This window comes from Saccharibacillus sp. JS10 (assembly GCF_024436065.1).
Classification (GTDB): Bacteria; Bacillota; Bacilli; order Paenibacillales; family Paenibacillaceae; genus Saccharibacillus.
Map to the genome: position 1 here is coordinate 469,661 of NZ_JANFNS010000002.1, position 18,218 is coordinate 487,878.

Below are 18,218 nucleotides of genomic sequence, written 5' to 3' on the forward strand. Positions count from 1 at the left end.
AGAAATCGTCAGACTGGCTATTAGCGCTATCGGAGTGGTGATTGGTATCCTTATGTTCTGGTCGCTGCCTGTACCCCGTGCTTCATCGAAGGCAAAAGCGGATTTACCGTTTGTATCGATCATTATTCCGGCAAGAAACGAAGAAAACCGAATCGTGCCTTTGCTAAAATCGTTGAAAAAGCAGCGGTTCGATGGATTTGAAATTTTGGTCGTGGACGACGATTCGTCGGATGGGACGGTTGCTGTTGCGCAAAGCTATGGTGCCAAAGTTCTACCGAATAACGGAGCAGGCAAATCGGCAGCGTGCTGGTACGGCGCGGAGCAGGCGCAAGGAAGTTGGTTGTTATTTCTGGATGCGGATACGCAGTTCGATAGCGAAGACGGGCTAAGCCATCTATTAGAGTTTTATCAGGAAAAAGGAGCAAGAGGCATTACGGCGCTGCAACCTTTTCACACCGTAAAACGCTTGTATGAACATATCTCTGTCATCTTCAATATCATTGTCGTAGTCGGAATGAATCTATTTACGGTCAGAGGCACCAAATTCAAAACCGCCGGTTCGTTCGGTCCATGTATTTTGTGTAATCGTGACGATTATTTTGTGTCGGGTGGGCATAAAAAGATCGAAGGAGCGATCATGGATGATCTGGCATTAGGCGAAGCATTTCTCGAAAAGAATCTTCCTGTTCGCTGCCTAGGAGGTAAAGGGATTATTTCTTTGCGGATGTACCCAGAAGGCATCGGCAGTCTGATCGAAGGCTGGTGCAAAAGTTTTGCTGTGGGCTCCAAGTCCACGCATCCTCTAGTGATGCTGATGGTTATTTTATGGATTACCGGAAGTTTTACGACACTGGGAGCTTTGGTTTCTTCGATTATCCAGCAGAATCCGATAGCGATCTGGCTTAGCGGAATCCTCTATGTTCTCTATATCGTGCAGACTGCATGGTTTGCGGGCAGAGTCGGGAACTTTAAAAAAGCGATTTTCCTGATCTATCCGGTATGGTTCGCGTTTTTTATCGGAATTTATGTCTACTCTTTTATCCGCGTGAACGTTTTCCATTCCGTAAGCTGGAAAGGGCGTAAAATTAAGGTTTGACGTAATTTTGTTTGCTTATTATTGAATTTTGAACAAAGTTTTTATACAATAGATCCGTGTACTTGCAGTGGCGATGGGGCGCTTCGATCTTAAAGTACAAGGGAGACCTTGAAATGAGCGACAAAGAAATACTGAGAAACAAGCTTCAAGCGATTTTAGTTTTAATTAAAACGTTCATGAGCGGTTCTTCAATGAGTTATATTGAAGGTTCGTCCGATATTGTCGAGAGTGGCGCTTATGAATGGTTGCCTTTGACACCCGGGCAAAAGATTGATCAGTCCGAAATTTGCGATCAATATCGCCTGATTTTGAATGAGGTGACTCATTTAAAGTTAGAGGGAAAATTATTGGACCGATTTAATGAAAGCGGTAAACGCGTACTTAGTTTTTTGCAGCAAGATTCGATTGTATGGCAAAGTAATAGTAGCGATGTATACGATGAGATTGTGCGAGAACTGGGAGAACAACTGGAGCTTAGCGAACAGATTTGACAGAAGCAGCCTGCCGACGATCGGTGGGCTGTTTGATTATACAGTAAGCATTCAAATTTTCTTGGGAGAGCTGGGGAACTAGATGATGGAGCCTATCCGATCAATAGTAGAGGAAGAACGTCAAAGCCGTGCTGAACTTGAAACGAAACTTTTAGCGAATAAGATCGCTGCTCATATGCCTCAAGACGGGACAAGCGAGACTTCGATTCCGGGTCTTTATCTGAACCGGTATTCACGTGAAGAACCTTCCGATTATTTATATACGATGTATTGGCCAACCGTCGGAATCGTGGCACAAGGGAAAAAGATCATCAAAATCGGCGAGGAAGAAGTGGAATATGGCGGAGCAAGAGTCATCGTGGTTCCGGTCGCGCTGCCTGTTCGGATGCAGACGATTCAAGCGAGTACTGATGAACCTTTTTTAAGTGTAGGCGTTTATTTGGAACCCCAAAAAATCGCGACACTGATCCCGCGTATTTTCCCGGATGGTCTTCCCAAAATGACGCAGCACCGAAACAAATATATGTTGGAATCGGAACCGGATCTGATTGCCGCTGTTTCTCGATTGGTAGGGACGTTGAGTGATACTCAAGATCATGGATTATTGTCTTCGCTTGCGGCGGAAGAAGTGTTTATTCGCGTGCTGAGAAGCCCGATCGGTCCTTACGTAGCCGAAGCGGTACTGGCAGAATCCAGCGTACAGCGCGTATCGAAAGCCATCATGTGGATGCAAAGCCATTTCGCAGAACCGTTAAAAATTTCGGAGTTGGCAACGCAGGTTCATCTCAGCGAATCGTCGTTTCGGACGTATTTCAAAGCCGTGACTTCGATGAGCCCGTTACAGTATCAAAAAGAGTTGCGACTGCAAGAAGCGCGCCGATTGATGTTGGTTGGCGAACATGATGCGACGACAGCGTCCCAATTGGTTGGGTACATCAGTGATTCCCAATTTAGCCGCGATTACCGTCGCTTTTTTGGAAATCCGCCTAGTCGAGATATCGCCAAATGGAAGCAGATCGAAGCTTAAATCTTTAAATAAAAAGTCAAAATAATAAGCCATATCCTTTACCCGCAGCTTCGAGCTGACGGGTTTTTTCTGTATTCTTAATCGGATTAGGCAAGAAACGACGTGAAAAAGTCAAAGATGAGGATTCGAAAAATTTTATACTTGGAATCAGCTACTTTACAGGATGAGGAGAATGAACAATGAAAGTATTGGTAACGGGGGCAAATGGTTTTGTCGGTTCGGCAGTCGTACAAGAATTGCTTCAAAACGGGCATGAAGTTATCGGATGGGTTCGCTCCAAAGAAGCCGCGGAGCGGCTGCAAGCTTCTGGAGCTACCGCGATTCGAGGTTCGATAACCGATACGTCGCGTCTGCAAGAAGTGTCTCAGCAAGTGGATACGGTCATTCATACGGCATTTTTCCATAAGTTTTCGCAAGCCGGATTGCCTGGACAATTGCGTATTATGTTAGGCGGCAGCCCATCGAATATCGGGGCTCGGTTTATGCAGACCGCTGTAGGTGCAGAGCAGCGCGCCATTGAAGCTTTTGGAAAAGGGTTGTCTGCGCAAAACGGAGCTTTGATTATTGCACTCCCTACTATGACGCTCAAACCATCGGTTGTAGGTCAAGAAGCACATGCCGGTGATCCCTATTCAGTAGGCGGAGGACGCGTAGCCTCGGAACAAACCTTAAAAAAGCTTGCCGATCATGGTGTTCGTCCTTCTCTCGTTCGCTTGCCGCCGATTGTGTATGGCGCCAATGATTACACCGGGCTACTTCCTTCGCTTATCAAAATCACGAATGCCAAAAGTAAAGCCGCTTACGTCGCAGACGGCAATAACCATTGGGCGAATGTGCATCGCTTAGACGCTGCTAAATTGTTTGTCAAAGTTGCAGAGCAGACCGGGAAAGGTTCGACGTATCATGCTGTAGGGCATTCCGGGGTTCCTTTTCGGGAAATCGCAGAGCAAATCGCTCAATATAGTCGTCAACCGCTCACGTCTTTGCAAACTACAGAATCGGATAAACATTTTAGCTGGTTATCTTCTTTTGTCCAAGCCGACAATCCCGTTTCTTCCGAATGGACGCGCAAAACGTTGGACTGGCAACCGCAAGAGCGAAGTTTGGCAGAAGAGATGGAGTATGGTCATTATTTTGAAAAGTAACTGCCAAACCCTATATCGATAGTTCTATGGAGTCAGCGCGCGAACGAATATCCGAACGCTTTCTTCGATCACGGCATCCAGCGGCACATCCGGGAAATAAGTGTCTTCGACTAAGTTGCTTAGAAATACTCCGTAATTCATCGAAATAAATGAGAAAGCTTGAATTTCCGCGTTTGCCTTAATCATCTTTTTTTCGGCGTCCATCTTTTTGAAATAATCGGTTAGAAAAGCGACAAGTTGGCGAGGATGCTCAGATGTTTTTTTCGAAAAGCCGGGAAGATTTTCGGCTTCTTTGATACCGATCATAATCATTTTGCGATTGCGGTTCATGATCTCATGGTAATTGCGGCTGATCAGCATAAGGTCGGCATGCAGCTCTCCAACCAATTGTTCGTTGAAGATCCGGCTCATCTCCTGCTTGTAATGAAACCGTTCGAATGCCGCTTCGAGTAAATTTTGTTTGCTCCCGAAGTTGCGGAACAAGGTTTTCTCGCTCAGACCCGAAGCCGCCGCAATTTCAAGCGTGGTGACGCTTTTATAACCTCTACTTGCAATCAGGTCAATCGCGGCGCGCATCATTTTGTCGCGATTGCTATCTTTTTGTACCTCGTCCATTTCCTCACCTCATCACAGATCGGCTCCGACGTCTAGGTGTGCCGGAGCATCATCTGGATGATGATATATGATCCCGTATAGCTTGTCAACGAGGAGTCAAACCTTGCGCCGCTTGGAATTACTCAAAAAAATCCGGTACAACAGCGTCATCCCTATCGTTAAAAATGCGAGTGTCATTAAGATATTACTGTGCAGGAATCCTGCATCGATAGAGATAAACGGATTGAATCGAACCTTCGTCGTCCCCAGATCCAGTACTTTGCCAATTACGGCGGTAACGGTAGCCATCGCGATAAAGTTGGACATCGATAACAAACCCATTCCCGTACCGACTTGCGCTGGAGTCAGCGCTTGAGATACGGCGTTTGACCAAGTGATTTGCATAAAAGATTGACCCAATACGCCTAAAATCAGAAAGACGGCGATCCAGATCGGGGATAATCCGACGACAGAAGACAAACATAGAAAGCCTACAATCAGCAAAGTCGAGGCGATATAGAGCAAAGTTCCATTTCCTTTTTCATCCGCAAGCTTGCCGCCTTTTTTTCCAAGAAACGCCGTAATTAGCGCCGATGGCAACATCACAATTCCGATCATTACAGGCGAAAAACCGTATACGCCGGCAAGAAGTTGAGGGGCAATAAACGGTATGCTGGAGCTGATTGCAATCATAAAGAAAGCAAAAACCAAGCTGGATGAATACGCACGGTTTCTAAAAATCGCAGGTGCTATAAAAGGTTCGGGAGTGGAACGGATACGCCAAATGAACAAAATCAATAGCACAATGCCGAATCCGATATATCGAATTTGTAGATTGCTTAAAGCCAGCAGTAGAGCAGCTACCGTTCCTGCAAGCAGCGCGCCGCCGAGCAGATCGATCTTTTTATCTGAGCCTTTGGCGTTATCTAGATATTTGCGGTAAAAAGGGAGGGTGAGCAGCGATAACATTGGAATAGCAAATAATAGATGCCAACTCCATACGCTGGTAACGAATCCAGCCGTGATCGGTCCAATCGCCGAGCCAAGGGAGACGCCGATCGCCGTCGTGCCTAAAGCTCGACCCCGTTTGTCGGGAGCGAAGTACCGAACCGGAATAATCATGGCGACCGCAGGGATAACAGAAGCGCCGATCGCTTGCAGGATACGTGCCACAATAATAATTCCGTAGGAGTCCGCGATCAGTCCAATCAACGAACCGATAGTCAGAAAACAAAGCCCGAATGTCAGTAAGTTTTTAAGACTATATTTTTCAGAAAGTTTGCCGAACGTGACGGTCCCGATCGCATAGACGATCAGATAACCGGTGACAATCCAACTCACTTGCGACGGAGAAAGCGAGAATTCTTGACTGATCGCAGGGAGCGCGACATTAAACATGGTTCCGTTCATCACGGATAAAATTAGAGTGAATACGAGAATACGCATAAGCGCATTGACGTTTCTTTGACTATTAGCTGGAGCAGTAGACATAGAAGTTCCTCAATTCCTTATCAATAGTATGACTGTCAGTACTTACTGTCATTTATTCTTACTATAATAAACAAAGCTGTAAGTTGTCAAAATAAAATTATCAATTTTGGTCTATCTTTTGTTACAGTAACCGTAAATTAAGGTATTTTGATTGTATAGGTTAAGCGAAAGGTAGATGACTATGGATGAATCAAGAAACAAAGATCGGAAATATCCTTCGCAACTAGACCCTAACTCCAAGATAAATAGGATAGACAAAACAAATATCTCGATTAAAGCGTTGATCGAAAGCGATCTGACTGCGCTTACTCAAGAGCAGATTTTTTATCGGTCGCTATATGCGTATAGTACCGATGCCGTTTTTTTGCTAGATGCTGAAGGTATTGTTATCGATATCAACCCAAGCGGACAACAGATGAGCGGCTACACCCTGCAAGAATTGAAAGATTCCGACTTTAACCTGTTTTTGTTCTCGGAAGACGTAGCTAAATCCATAGAAACTTTTAGAAGTGCACTGACGAAAAAACGCACAGAAAAACTAAAGTTTTCTTTCCGTGCCAAAACCGGCGAAGCGATGACGGTTAGCGCGACAATCGTGCCGATTATCCAAAATGACGAAGTCGTTGCGCTGCTGGGAATTTCACGCGATATTACAGAACAAGAACAATCGGTGCGTATTTTGGATGCGCAAAACAAAGTGCTGGAGATGATCGCCAAGTCTACTCCAATAGAAGAAACGTTAGATCGTCTGCTACATATGGCGGAATACGAGACCGGAGCCAAATGTTCAATTCATTGCTATGACAAAAAAAATCATGCGATTACGAATTTGGCAGCGCCAAGTCTACCGGAAGATTATATGAAAGCCGTCGAAGGGATCAAAGTCGGCGAAAAAGGCGGTTCTTGCGGCGCTTCGATCTCCCGAAAAGAAATTGTGATCGTCGAAGATATCGAACATAGCCCGTTATGGGAAGAACACCGAGAAGTGGCTTTGCGAAACGGGCTTCGCGCAAGCTGGTCGCTTCCGCTTATTCACGGAGACGGCGAAGTGCTCGGTACTTTTGCGATGTACTACGAAGTACCACGTTTGCCTACCAAAAAAGAAATGGAGTTTATTCGCAAAACCGGATATTTGGCAAGGTTGGCTATAGAGCAAGAACGTTCCGCATCGTTGATCTATCGAATGGCGTATCACGATAGTTTGACAAGATTGCCGAACCGTCGTTTTTTTCAAGAAAAACTCGGAAATTCGATTGCTGAAGCTGAAGAAAATGGCTCGAATCTTGCGATTTTGTATCTGGATCTGGATCGGTTCAAAACAGTCAATGATTCACTGGGTCATGGAGCGGGCGATGATCTGTTGTCCAAAATTGCAGAGCGATTGAAACAAGCTTTGGGAGAAACGTCTTTTATTGCGCGTCATGGCGGCGATGAGTTTGCGATTTTGACCGAAGACCAACAGATGTCTCAAGCGGAGCAAACCGCGCAGCAGATTCTTCATGCTTTTGTGAAGCCTTTTGAAGTTGAAGGATATGAATTGTTCATAACGCCCAGTGTAGGAATCAGCATGTATCCTCAGCACGGGACAGATCCGGCTGCATTATTGCAACACGCCGATTCGGCAATGTACCAAGCCAAAGAAGCCGGCAAAGATACGTACATGCTTTACGATGCTCAGAGCGAAAAGAATACCAGTGCGCGTATTATGTTGGAAAATGATTTACGCAAATCACTTGAAAAAAATGAATTGCATTTGTTTTATCAGCCGCAAATTTCATTATCTCCGGATCGCCGTATTGGAGCAGAAGCTTTGCTACGTTGGCACCGGGGAAACAGAGAATGGATAGCGCCGATCGATTTTATTCCACTTGCCGAAGAAACGGGCTTGATTTTGCCGATTGGTGAATGGGTGTTACGAACAGCTTGCGAGCAAGGGAAACAATGGATCGATGAAGGCTACGAACCGTTTATTATGGCAATCAATTTGTCACCTAGACAATTTCGGCAACCTAACTTAGTCCAATCGGTTCGTACGGTATTGGAAGAAACGGGTTATCCGGCAAAGTTTTTGGAGTTGGAGATCACGGAGGGAATGACACTTAATGTTGAAGAAGCTTCGGAAAAAATGAAGCAGCTTCGCGAAATGGGCGTGCATATCTCGATCGATGATTTTGGCACGGGTTACAGCTCGCTGAACTATCTAAAAAGACTGCCGATCAGTCGTCTGAAAGTGGATCGGTCGTTTGTACAAGATGTCGAGACTGATCTCGGCGACCGAGACATTGTCAAAGCAATTATCGCGATGGCGCACAACCTTAAAATCACCGTGATTGCTGAGGGCGTCGAAAATGAAGAACAGCTTTCTTTCCTCAAAGAAAACGGCTGCGATGAAGTGCAAGGTTATCTATTCGGGCGTCCAGTACCGGCAGATGATTTTCGGCGTGGGATGGATGCACAGAATGCGCCGAAGCAGTGAAGAATTTTTATCCAAAAATTTCTTTTTATACATTTAAATGAAGGTGAAATCCCTACGCTGTCGAATGTTAAAAGAGTAACAAGTTAGCATTTAAAGTCGCGGAGGGATTTTGGTGGCAAGAAGGCAAAGCAAGGCGAAACAACAAGAGGAATTTGTAAAAGGAATCGTCGGTATTGCTGCAATTGTACCGGGTGGAGCAGGCTGGTATTTGAGCGGCTCTATGCAAGTTGCGCTTATTGCTGCAGGGGTAGGTATAGGGATTGCTATCTTTTTACTTATTCGAGTAACTCTAGCGCGAAGCGCACGATTAAAACGTTCAGGGATCGGAGAAATCGATCAAATGGACGGCATTCAGTTTGAGCAATATTTAGGGCATCTTTTTCGTTCGCAAGGATACAAAGCAGAAGTTACACAAGCAAAAGGGGACTATGGCGCCGATCTGATCTTAACTAAAAACGATAGACGGATTGTTGTACAAGCCAAACGTTATAAAAAAAATGTAGGTCTAAAAGCTGTTCAAGAAGTACAAAGTGCAAAAGCACATTATCGAGCGAATGAAGCGTGGGTGGTCACGAACAGTTATTATACCGAGCAAGCCAAAAAGCTGGCGAGTTCGAATAAAGTTACCCTTGTTACTCGCGATGAGTTGATTCAAATGTTACTGGATATGAAGGCACGCTCGGAAGGTACAGCTACACGTGGAAAAGACAATAAAGCCAAAAGCAGTGCTTGATTAGATTTTGATCAAAAATAGGAACGGAAAAACGTCACCTCGTTGAAGGTGACGTTTTTCTATTTACGATTCGTTTTACTTGGGATCGTTATCAGTTACCGCAACCGTCTCCAACAATTCGTCGCCTGCTTGAACTGCACCTTGTTGCAGCGGCAAAACATCCGCGTAATCGAATGTATTCGTGACGATCACTGGCGTTACCGTCGGATAACCGGCTGCTCGGATCTGTTCGACATCGAATTCAAGTAATAGTTGACCTGCGGTGACGCGGTCGCCTTCTTGAATATGCGACGTGAAATATTGACCGTCTAGCTTCACCGTATCGACGCCGACATGGACAAGCACTTCTGCGCCCGTATCGGATACGACGGCAAGAGCATGTTTCTTTTTGAAAGCAACCGTAACCGTACCATCGAAAGGAGCCACGACGCGTCCTTCGCTTGGTTCGATCGCAACGCCTTTGCCCATCGCTTCCGCTGCAAATGCAGGGTCAGGGACGTCCGCTAATGGAAGCACGGTTCCGCTAAGCGGGCTAAGCGCGATTTCGCTAACGCTTTTGCTTTCCGATTGCTTTGTAGTTGAAGTCGAAGGCGTCTCCGAAACAACAGCATCTTCTTGTTCAACCGGATCTTTGAAGCCAAGAATATACGTCAGTACAGCCGAGATGATAAAGGAAGCCGAGATACCGATCAACAGAGCAGGGAAGCCTTCGCCGCCTGGACCGTAGAAAATCGGGATTGTCAGCAAGCCTGGTGCGCCGGAAGCGAAAGCTTGCGTACCGCCTTGACCGATAATCGCACCGCCGACTGCACCGCCGATAATACCTGCGATAAATGGACGTTTGAGCGGTAAGGTTACGCCGTATACCGCAGGTTCAGTGATGCCGAACAGAGCGGACAATGTAGCGGAAGCAGACAAGGTTTTGAGCTTTTTATTTTTTGTTTTGAGCATAACGCCTAAAGCGGCACCGGTCTGCGCGAATACCGAAGCTGCCGCCGCCGGCTTAATGCCATCGCGACCGTATACCGCAATATTATTGATAAATACCGGAACGAGTCCCCAGTGAACACCGAAGATAACAAGCAACTGCCAACCTGCGCCCAGAATCGCGCCTGCGATCAGCGGGCTGAACGAGAATGCCGCAAGCAGCGCATCCGCGATGCCGTTACCGACATACACGCCGAACGGTCCGAACGCAAGCAAAGTCACAGGAACCATAATCGCAAGAGACAACATGGGCGTAATAAAGTTTTTGACGCTCTCATGGATTACGCGGTTGAAGAATTTCTCAAGCTTACTCATCACGATAACCGCAAGAATGATCGGAATAACGGTCGACGAATAACTCATCATCACGACAGGGATTCCGAAGAACGTGACAGGAGTCTCGGAACCGTTGAGCGCGGTGACGGACGGAATCAATAAGGCTCCGGCGATCGTCATCGCGGTGAAGATATTACCGCCGAATTTCCGAGCCGTTGTGACGGCAAGCAGTACCGGCAAGAAGTAGAATAAGCTATCGGCAGCGCCGAACAAAATGATATATGTAGACGACGTTTTCGGAAGCCAGCCGACATTATCTGCGATCAGCAGCAATCCTTTCAAAATACCTGCACCTGCCATAACGCCGAGCAGCGGAGCGAAGATACTGGAAATAATATCGATCAGTGCGCCGAATCCTTTTTTGCCGCTTGAAGCTTGGTCTTTCGAATTCGCTCCATTTTTGGATTCATTCAAAATGCCGGACACATCGCCGATTGCGGCGTACACTTCGGGCACTTTGTTACCGACTACGACTTGGAACTGACCTCCGCTTTCTTTGACCGTAATGATGCCATCCATTTTTTCCAAAGCTGTTTTGTTTGCTTTGCTAGTATCTTTCAGTGTAAAACGGAGCCGGGTCGCGCAGTGTACGAGAGAAACGACGTTTTCTTCACCGCCGACACCTTGTACTATATCGCGTGCTAATTTTTCATGACTCATCTACAAACCCTCCAATTTTTTTGATTAAAACAAGTAATTCAAACTATTTTGGCAAACAAAAAAACCTAAGCCTTGAAAAAGAGCAGAAAGAAAAAATCCGCTGTTTTTCGCGACTTAGGTTTTGCCTGCTTGACCAGTAACAATCCCGAACTTCAATATTCGTTTGAATGAGTTTAGAATATAACGCTTTCAAACAATTGTCAACGCATACATTGCAATTTTTTAGCGGTTCACGACTCGTTCCAAATGTACGGTAAGATACAACATTTCTTCATTGGTCAGTTCGTGATTGTATTCTTTCGCGACAAAGTTACGGATTTTCTCGCTGCAACGTGCGGCATCGGGGTGTTTTTCTTTAATGGCATCGAAAAGATGATCGTAATTATTTTCGTAATGCGTACCTTTGAATACACGCTGGGCAAAAAACTTCAAATGCGTAATAAAGCGGAAGTAGCTGAGCGATTCTTCATCGAACTCGGTTTTAAAATGATATTTTACGATATTAATAATTTGCTGCATAAATTTCGTGATATTCATGGTGGTCGAGACTTCTTCATTCATCTCGGCATTGACGATATGGATCGCGATAAAAGCCGCTTCGTCTTCCGGTAACTCCATCCCCATCTTCATTTTAATCTGTTCCAGCATCCGAAGACCGATTTGGAATTCGTCTTTATACAATTGTTTGACTTCCCATAGCAGTACGTTTTTGATTTCGATCCCGTCGTTATAACGTTCGATGGCAAAATTGACGTGGTCGGTCAGCGATACATAGATATTTTCATTGAGTTTTTGACCTAAGGTGTTTTTGGCATGATTGATGATTTCTTCCACAATGACAATAAGTTCGATGGGGACTTCGCGCAGTAGCATTTTGAAATTGTCGGAGGTTTGTTGGTTTTTGAGCGCAAACACTTTTTGCACATTTCGTTCATCGACCGAGTCGCCTATTTTTTTCTTAAAAGCAATGCCGCGTCCCATGACAACCAGTTCCGTGCCATCTTCTTGATAGACGCTAATCACATTGTTATTAATGATTTTAGCAATTTTCATCTGACTTCTCCTTTCATCAAAAAAAACCTAAGACACCACGAATAGGCGAGACGGCGTAGTTACGTCTGATGTCTCGATCTGGTGCGCTTAGGTTTTGCCTGCGGATGCAGTAACAATCCCGGTTGAACTTATCCAGTTACAATCTAGTTTATCGGCAGCTTCAAAACCTGTCAACGCTTTCAGTCAAGTTCATGTCATGAAAAAAGAGACCCGATAGATTGGATATCGGGTCTTTTTGAAGGGATGAGCCGACGTTAAGAAGTTAGCCTTCCAAATTTGCGCCGTCGCTTGCAATCACGTTTTTGTACCAATCAAAACTTTTCTTTTTGGAGCGTTGGAGTGTGCCTTGCCCTGCATTATCGCGATCAACGTAGATATACCCGTAACGTTTGCGCATTTCGCCGGAAGAAGCGCTGACGATATCGATCGGGCCCCAGCAGGTATAGCCGAGAATGTTCACGCCGTCTTGAATCGCTTCGCCCATTTCCGCGATATGGCGTTTCAAATAATCGATCCGGTAATCGTCGTTGATCGATCCGTCTGCTTGCGGTTCGTCATGCGCGCCAAATCCATTTTCTACAACGAACAAAGGTTTTTGGTAACGATCATGCAATTGGTTGGCTGTGATGCGCATACCGAGCGGATCAACCGTCCAGCCCCATTCGGATTTATCCAAATAAGGATTCGCTACCGAACCGAAGACGTTGCCGCTGGTCATGTTTTTGGTTACTTCAGGATCGGTACTTGTCGTGCGGCTGGAATAGTAACTAAAGCCGATATAATCGACCGTGTTGTTTTTGAGAATTTCAGCGTCGCCGTCTTCCATAACGATGTCTAAGTTGTTGTCGCGGAAGAAACGTTTGGCATAACCCGGATATTCGCCGCGCGATTGCACATCGATAAAGAAGTACGATTCGCGGTCTTTTTCCATTCCTTGATAGACATCTTTAGGGTTGCAAGTGAATGGATAGAAGCTACCTGCAGCAAGCATACAGCCAATGATCGCGTCTGGAGCAATCTCATGACAAGCTTTGACTGCAAGTGCACTCGCTACGAGTTGATGATGCGCCGCTTGATACTTGATTTGCTCGATATTGTCGCCTTCTTGGAATACCAGACCCGCACCGAGGAAAGGCAAATGCAGCAGCATATTGATTTCATTGAACGTCATCCAGTATTTCACTTTGGTTTTGTAGCGTTCCAATACCGTTGTGGCATAGGTTTCGAATAAACTTACGAGTTTGCGATGGCGCCAGCTGCCGTATTTTTCGACCAGATGAACCGGGACGTCAAAGTGGGCAAGGGTTACGATCGGCTCGATTCCATTGCGATGCAATTCGTCGAACAGATCATCGTAAAATTGCAGACCTTCTTCATTCGGCGTACTTTCTTCACCTGTTGGGAAAATCCGCGACCAAGCGATAGACACACGTAGCGATTTGAAGCCCATTTCTGCAAACAAAGCGATATCTTCTTTATAGCGATGGTAAAAGTCGATCGCTTCGTGCGATGGATAATATTCGCCTTCGATCGGAGTCAGCGACGGGACATGACCTTTCATAATATCGCGACGTTTGTCGCCAGTTGGCAGCAGATCAACGACAGTCAGCCCTTTGCCGCCTTCTAAATAAGCGCCTTCAGCTTGGTTCGCTGCAATCGCACCGCCCCACAGAAAATCTTTTGGGAATGAATAGTTTGTCATGATAATTCTCCTTTTCATTTAGGGAATGTAAGGGACGCCGCTGAATATCAGGCAAATAAAAAACCTGAATCAGACCGTTCGCGTCTAGACGCAAAGCAGCTCGATTCAGGTTATGCCCAAATGGTAACATCCCATAGATCATCATTCAGTTGTTGGAAAATCGACATTTCTGTAATCAACTTTAAAGATTGTCGAAACAAATGTCAAATCTTAAGGAGGGTAGAAGTTAAAAAATGCTAGCGCTTTCTTTATCCGGCTTATATAGTTAAGAAGTATCGGCTGTGGTTACAATCAAATGACGGATGAACCGTCTTAGGAGGACACCAAGTTGCGAAAATATTCGTCTCAAGATCTGGAGATTTTAAAAAATCAAACGTCTGTACAATCAGTGGATGGTGTTGATGTCGTAATTAAGCCAAGCCCCGGCGAGGAACGCCCTGGTTACATAGATCCGGCAGAACTTGAAATTATGAAGCAACATTGGGTAGGAGATTTAGGAAGTCGTAACGAAAAAAATGCCGAAAAGCCGCCGATTGAAGCGATGCTTCCGATTATTCGCGAAAGTATGGGATTTCCCAATTACAATCTGAATACGGTCGAAATTCACACGCGCTATGAAGAATTGACGGATAGCGGCAATACCGTTGGATTATGGCGACATTATCCGCGCAAGTCACCTAAAGAAAACCGTCCGGCGCTTGTCTTTTTCCACGGTGGAGGTTGGATCGGCGGCAGTGTATACACGGTCGAAAATATTTGTAGGTTGATTGCGGAACTTGCCGATGCAGTCGTATTCAATGTCGACTATTCGTTGGCTCCTGAAAAGCCGTATCCGCATGGATTTAACGACAATTATAATGCGGTTAAACATATTTACGATCATGCAGAAGCTTACGGAATTGACCGGGATCGAATTGCTATCGGCGGAGATAGCGCAGGAGGGAATTACGCAGCAGCCGTATGTCTGAAAGCAAAAGAAGAAGGAACGCCCAAGATTGCGCTACAAGTGCTGATCTATCCTTGCGTAGCGATGGCAGATGCGTCAGTAGAAGGTTATGAATGGAAGCAAGAATCTTTTGACATAGCACCCGAACATGCGGACATCTTGCTCGGAGGGCTGTTATCGCTCGGTAAGCCTTCCAAAAGAAATGAAGACCCTATGATGAATTTGTATTTGCCGGAAGATGCGGATGTAACCGATCCTTATATTAGCCCTATGCTTGCGAAGTCGCATAAAGATTTACCGCCAGCTCTGCTGATCGGTGCAGAATTCGACGGAGTGCGTATACAAACCGAGTTTTATGCCAAACAATTGGCAGAAGCAGGCGTACAGGTGAGATGTTTGCGGTATAAAGGCATGACCCATGCGTTTATGGATAAATTAGGGCACGTCGCGCAAGCGGAAGATTTATGTATTGAAGTCGCGGATGCGATTAAAGCGTTATAGGCGTAGAGAGTAGTGGAGTCAGCAGGTAAGAAAAAAGAGTCGCAGCCCGGCAGGAAGCTGCGACTCTTTTTGATGATTCTTCAAAGCAATGAGTTAAGCCGGTGGTTGTAGAGCTGGGATAACCAAATTAAAAGAGTTAAATCCCAGAAGACCTGCAGGGCTAATCAAATCATAAAAAAGTCTAGGTATTTCGATTCCTGTTGAAGGAATGTTTGCTCCTTCACCCAAAGTAAGAGTGAATGTGCGTCCATATGATTCATCCATTGCAAACAATTCGTCAGTGGTTAGAATCGTTCCTTCTCCAAACGTATAACCTTCTTGTCCAGGAACACTTTTCAAAGCCTTTTCTAAGCCGGTTCTCGAGAAAGATCCCCATGAAGAAGGTGGACGGACTAACTCATCTTTAGAATCTTGTTTCCAAACAAAGTTGTTCGTTTTGAAGATCAGCTTATCGCCTTTATCGTACTTATAAGGGCTTGTAGAAGGATCTTTGCTTTGTTCTTGAGTAATGGATACGATAGCGGGATACGTGGTTTCAATAGAGAAATACGTAATAGTTTGTTGCCCTTTCGCATCTGTAACTGTTAATCGGTAAGAACCTTCGGTATTGATTTCAGTACCCAGTGTATAGTTTTTTACAGGATAAATATAATCGGTTTTTGCATAGTCGAGTCCAGTTGTAGTTGAACGCATCAGTTCAACGTTCACAATATCTGTATCTCCAGAAACAGGAGTTAAAGGACGATCTGATAAGACTTGTTCAGGTAAAGGAACAATTCGAATGCCTCCTAAAATTGGAGCATGATCGACTTCAGGTCCGCTACCTACAAAAATTTCTTTATCAAAAAACATAGCAGAGTCTTCGCCCTTAATCGTTAACTTCACATTTTTGCCTACGACTTTAGAAACAACTTTCAAAAGATCGGTTCTTGTTAAGTCCAGGCCTACGCGAGCTTTGCCCGTAGACAGTTGATAATAAACATCAGAAGCAAGTTCTTCTGCATTGCTGTAGTTATGATGTAATACTACTGTCGTAGTAAATATCCCATCGTTAATTACGATAGATCGATTGTGTTTTTGGAAGTCCTTACCGCTGTAAGTTCCAGGAACGAAAATACGATCATCGCTGTTTTCGGTCACGATGAATTTTTGGCTTGAGCCTTTTTCCACCGTGGAGACTTTTAAAATATCTTCTTCATTAGAGATCGAAACATCCATATGACTTGAGTATAAGGCACCGCTTAAATACAGAGCCAAATCGTCTAGAGAATCATACTTTCGATTTAAAAGAACATTAGCTTTTTCAGCACCTAATTGGATTTCTAGTTCGGCACTTCGATCCCATATAACATTACGTTTATAGACATTATTGTCGAAAAAGTCGTTCGGTTGTGTTCCACCAAAAGTCAATTGACCGTCGTTAGCCATAGAAGTTCTAGTAATCGTGAATGTATCTCCCACTTTTGTTGCCGAAGCGTCTACATTAGCGAGCGTGAGTTGTTGATTGATTACATTTACGATATCACTCAAATTACTGTAGTTTTTGTTGAGTAAGATTGTGGCTGTTTTTTCTCCGTCGTTTATCGTGAATGTTTTGCTATGATCGATGTCGATTTGCGAGATTGAGAAGGTTGACTTGAACCGACTTGAATCAGGACCGGAAACCTTTAGATATGACCCTTGAGCAGGCTCGTTTTCCGTAATCGATAACTTCTTTTTGGAAGGATCTAAGTTCACGGTAACATCAAAGTTTATTGCTTTAAGATAAACAGTTATGTAGCTAAAAAGAGCATCAGTATTCATGAAATTAATATGTCCGATATTAAATCTCACTTCGTTCTCTTTATGATTCTCAATCGTAAATTGTTTTAAATCAGATTCTAAAGTAGTCAACGTTTCGACTTCCAATGTAGCGGGTGTGCCTACAACGCTAAAGTCGAAATCAGTAATTGGTTTAGATGTTGCGGATGCTGGTAGTTGATTGATACTGAAATCTAGGTTGCGGATCGGTTTGCTGATCAGTACTGCTGAAGAAGTCTCAGTATTTTCGAAATTCAAATCACTAATCGGTCGACTGATCGCAACCGCCGGCAGCGACTGTTCAATAGGATTAGGTACAGAAATCGGTGGAGCTGAGTTTCCTGAACCCGAGGAAGGAATCGAAGGCGCAGGTGTTGGTGTCGGAACTGGTGTTACAGCAGGTGCCGGATTATTTGCGGGTACGTCTGTAGGGTTTGGCTGAGACGTCATTTGTTGTTTTTGCGTATGTACACGCACGGCAATGATCGCGGTTTCTTGACGATTCGCTTTGGAAGTCGCACCGAACGTTGAACCTGTTCCCGTCATCAGACCAGCACGGAGAGCCGCTGCAACATATTGCGAAGACCAACTGTGGATAGAAGACGCATCGCTAAAACGGTTCAAAGCAGTCACATCATTATTGATCGGAAGCCCTAATGCTTTGACAAACACAATTGCCAGTTGTTCACGTGTCATTTCAGCTTGAGGATCGAATTTACCGTTGCCGTAACCTTGCATCATGCCAGCTTTACGCGCAGCTTCGATATAAGCGGTACTCCATGAATCGGTCGGAACATCTTTAAAAGAAGAAGCGGTCGTTTCTAGCGGTAAGTTGAGCAGTTGAACCAAAATTTTCGCCATTTCTTGACGGGTAATCCGATCGTTTGGACGGAAATTTCCTTGCTGGTCGCCTTCCAGAAGCCCGAGCAGCTTAGCTTGTACAATCGAATCGCGAGACCAAGTCGAAGCCGTATTAAGGTCTTTGAATGAGTTTTCTGAGTCCGTAGCCGCGCTTATTTGTGAAGATAATGAACTCATGATACTAGTCGCAACCAGTAGTGAAGCGACAATCTTATTTGGAATGTTCAATCTTGTTCCCCCTGAATATTAAATACAGGTATACCCCTTATCACCTGTTTATGACACTTCGTATTATATATTGAATGGATTAAGCAAGCTA

The 18,218-nt window shown here is 44.9% G+C and carries 13 protein-coding genes; 7 read left to right on the forward strand and 6 right to left on the reverse strand.

The window, feature by feature from the left end; all coding sequences use genetic code 11:
- Nucleotides 1-52: 52 nt before the first annotated feature.
- From NOM90_RS07575 to NOM90_RS07590, 4 genes are all read left to right on the forward strand, one after another.
- A complete protein-coding gene (locus NOM90_RS07575; protein WP_255941093.1) occupies nucleotides 53-1,096 on the forward strand; it encodes a glycosyltransferase in 1,044 nt (347 codons plus the stop codon).
- A gap of 113 nt (nucleotides 1,097-1,209) precedes the next feature.
- The gene (locus NOM90_RS07580) at nucleotides 1,210-1,587 is read left to right on the forward strand and encodes a hypothetical protein (protein ID WP_255941094.1); all 378 of its coding nucleotides are present in this window, start codon (nucleotides 1,210-1,212) and stop codon (nucleotides 1,585-1,587) included.
- Between the two features lie 82 nt (nucleotides 1,588-1,669).
- A complete protein-coding gene (locus tag NOM90_RS07585; RefSeq protein ID WP_255941096.1) occupies nucleotides 1,670-2,614 on the forward strand; it encodes an AraC family transcriptional regulator in 945 nt (314 codons plus the stop codon).
- Nucleotides 2,615-2,793: 179 nt separating this feature from the next.
- Complete coding sequence (locus NOM90_RS07590) at nucleotides 2,794-3,759, forward strand: SDR family oxidoreductase (RefSeq protein ID WP_255941098.1); 966 nt, start codon at nucleotides 2,794-2,796, stop codon at nucleotides 3,757-3,759.
- A 24-nt stretch (nucleotides 3,760-3,783) separates the two neighbouring features.
- Here the strand turns inward: NOM90_RS07590 and NOM90_RS07595 are convergent, their stop codons facing one another.
- Both NOM90_RS07595 and NOM90_RS07600 read right to left on the reverse strand, forming a co-directional pair.
- A complete protein-coding gene (locus NOM90_RS07595) occupies nucleotides 3,784-4,374 on the reverse strand; it encodes a TetR/AcrR family transcriptional regulator (protein WP_255941100.1) in 591 nt (196 codons plus the stop codon).
- Between the two features lie 96 nt (nucleotides 4,375-4,470).
- Nucleotides 4,471-5,844 carry an MFS transporter gene (locus NOM90_RS07600; RefSeq protein WP_255941101.1) on the reverse strand — a complete coding sequence of 458 codons (1,374 nt, stop codon included), beginning with the start codon at nucleotides 5,842-5,844 and terminating at the stop codon, nucleotides 4,471-4,473.
- Nucleotides 5,845-6,025: 181 nt separating this feature from the next.
- Between NOM90_RS07600 and NOM90_RS07605 the strand changes: the two genes are divergently transcribed.
- Both NOM90_RS07605 and NOM90_RS07610 read left to right on the forward strand, forming a co-directional pair.
- Nucleotides 6,026-8,320, forward strand: coding sequence for a sensor domain-containing protein (locus NOM90_RS07605; protein WP_255941102.1), 2,295 nt, complete (start codon nucleotides 6,026-6,028; stop codon nucleotides 8,318-8,320).
- A gap of 112 nt (nucleotides 8,321-8,432) precedes the next feature.
- Nucleotides 8,433-9,053, forward strand: a complete 621-nt coding sequence (locus NOM90_RS07610) for a restriction endonuclease (RefSeq protein WP_255941103.1) — start codon at nucleotides 8,433-8,435, stop codon at nucleotides 9,051-9,053.
- A gap of 75 nt (nucleotides 9,054-9,128) precedes the next feature.
- On the opposite strand, the gene NOM90_RS07615 is transcribed toward NOM90_RS07610, so the two are convergent.
- The 3 genes from NOM90_RS07615 to NOM90_RS07625 form a co-directional block, all read right to left on the reverse strand.
- A complete protein-coding gene (locus NOM90_RS07615) occupies nucleotides 9,129-11,036 on the reverse strand; it encodes a beta-glucoside-specific PTS transporter subunit IIABC (protein ID WP_255941104.1) in 1,908 nt (635 codons plus the stop codon).
- Between the two features lie 222 nt (nucleotides 11,037-11,258).
- Nucleotides 11,259-12,089, reverse strand: a complete 831-nt coding sequence (gene licT, locus NOM90_RS07620; RefSeq protein ID WP_255941105.1) for a BglG family transcription antiterminator LicT — start codon at nucleotides 12,087-12,089, stop codon at nucleotides 11,259-11,261.
- A 262-nt stretch (nucleotides 12,090-12,351) separates the two neighbouring features.
- Nucleotides 12,352-13,791, reverse strand: coding sequence for a 6-phospho-beta-glucosidase (locus NOM90_RS07625; RefSeq protein ID WP_255941106.1), 1,440 nt, complete (start codon nucleotides 13,789-13,791; stop codon nucleotides 12,352-12,354).
- Nucleotides 13,792-14,119: 328 nt separating this feature from the next.
- Between NOM90_RS07625 and NOM90_RS07630 the strand changes: the two genes are divergently transcribed.
- Nucleotides 14,120-15,238 (forward strand): alpha/beta hydrolase, encoded by a 1,119-nt coding sequence (locus NOM90_RS07630; RefSeq protein ID WP_255941107.1) that lies wholly within the window; start codon nucleotides 14,120-14,122, stop codon nucleotides 15,236-15,238.
- 93 nt (nucleotides 15,239-15,331) lie between these two features.
- Here NOM90_RS07630 and NOM90_RS07635 read toward each other — a convergent pair whose 3' ends face one another.
- Nucleotides 15,332-18,127 (reverse strand): S-layer homology domain-containing protein, encoded by a 2,796-nt coding sequence (locus tag NOM90_RS07635; protein WP_255941108.1) that lies wholly within the window; start codon nucleotides 18,125-18,127, stop codon nucleotides 15,332-15,334.
- Nucleotides 18,128-18,218: the final 91 nt, after the last annotated feature.

Excerpts from the sequence above, each read along its gene's own strand:
- NOM90_RS07575 (WP_255941093.1), top strand. The coding sequence starts at position 53 with ATGTTCTGGTCGCTGCCTGTACCCCGTGCTTCATCGAAGGCAAAAGCG.
- NOM90_RS07580 (WP_255941094.1), top strand. The coding sequence starts at position 1,210 with ATGAGCGACAAAGAAATACTGAGAAACAAGCTTCAAGCGATTTTAGTT.
- NOM90_RS07585 (WP_255941096.1), top strand. The coding sequence starts at position 1,670 with ATGATGGAGCCTATCCGATCAATAGTAGAGGAAGAACGTCAAAGCCGT.
- NOM90_RS07590 (WP_255941098.1), top strand. The coding sequence starts at position 2,794 with ATGAAAGTATTGGTAACGGGGGCAAATGGTTTTGTCGGTTCGGCAGTC.
- NOM90_RS07595 (WP_255941100.1), bottom strand. The coding sequence starts at position 4,374 with ATGGACGAGGTACAAAAAGATAGCAATCGCGACAAAATGATGCGCGCC.
- NOM90_RS07600 (WP_255941101.1), bottom strand. The coding sequence starts at position 5,844 with ATGTCTACTGCTCCAGCTAATAGTCAAAGAAACGTCAATGCGCTTATG.
- NOM90_RS07605 (WP_255941102.1), top strand. The coding sequence starts at position 6,026 with ATGGATGAATCAAGAAACAAAGATCGGAAATATCCTTCGCAACTAGAC.
- NOM90_RS07615 (WP_255941104.1), bottom strand. The coding sequence starts at position 11,036 with ATGAGTCATGAAAAATTAGCACGCGATATAGTACAAGGTGTCGGCGGT.
- licT (WP_255941105.1), bottom strand. The coding sequence starts at position 12,089 with ATGAAAATTGCTAAAATCATTAATAACAATGTGATTAGCGTCTATCAA.
- NOM90_RS07625 (WP_255941106.1), bottom strand. The coding sequence starts at position 13,791 with ATGACAAACTATTCATTCCCAAAAGATTTTCTGTGGGGCGGTGCGATT.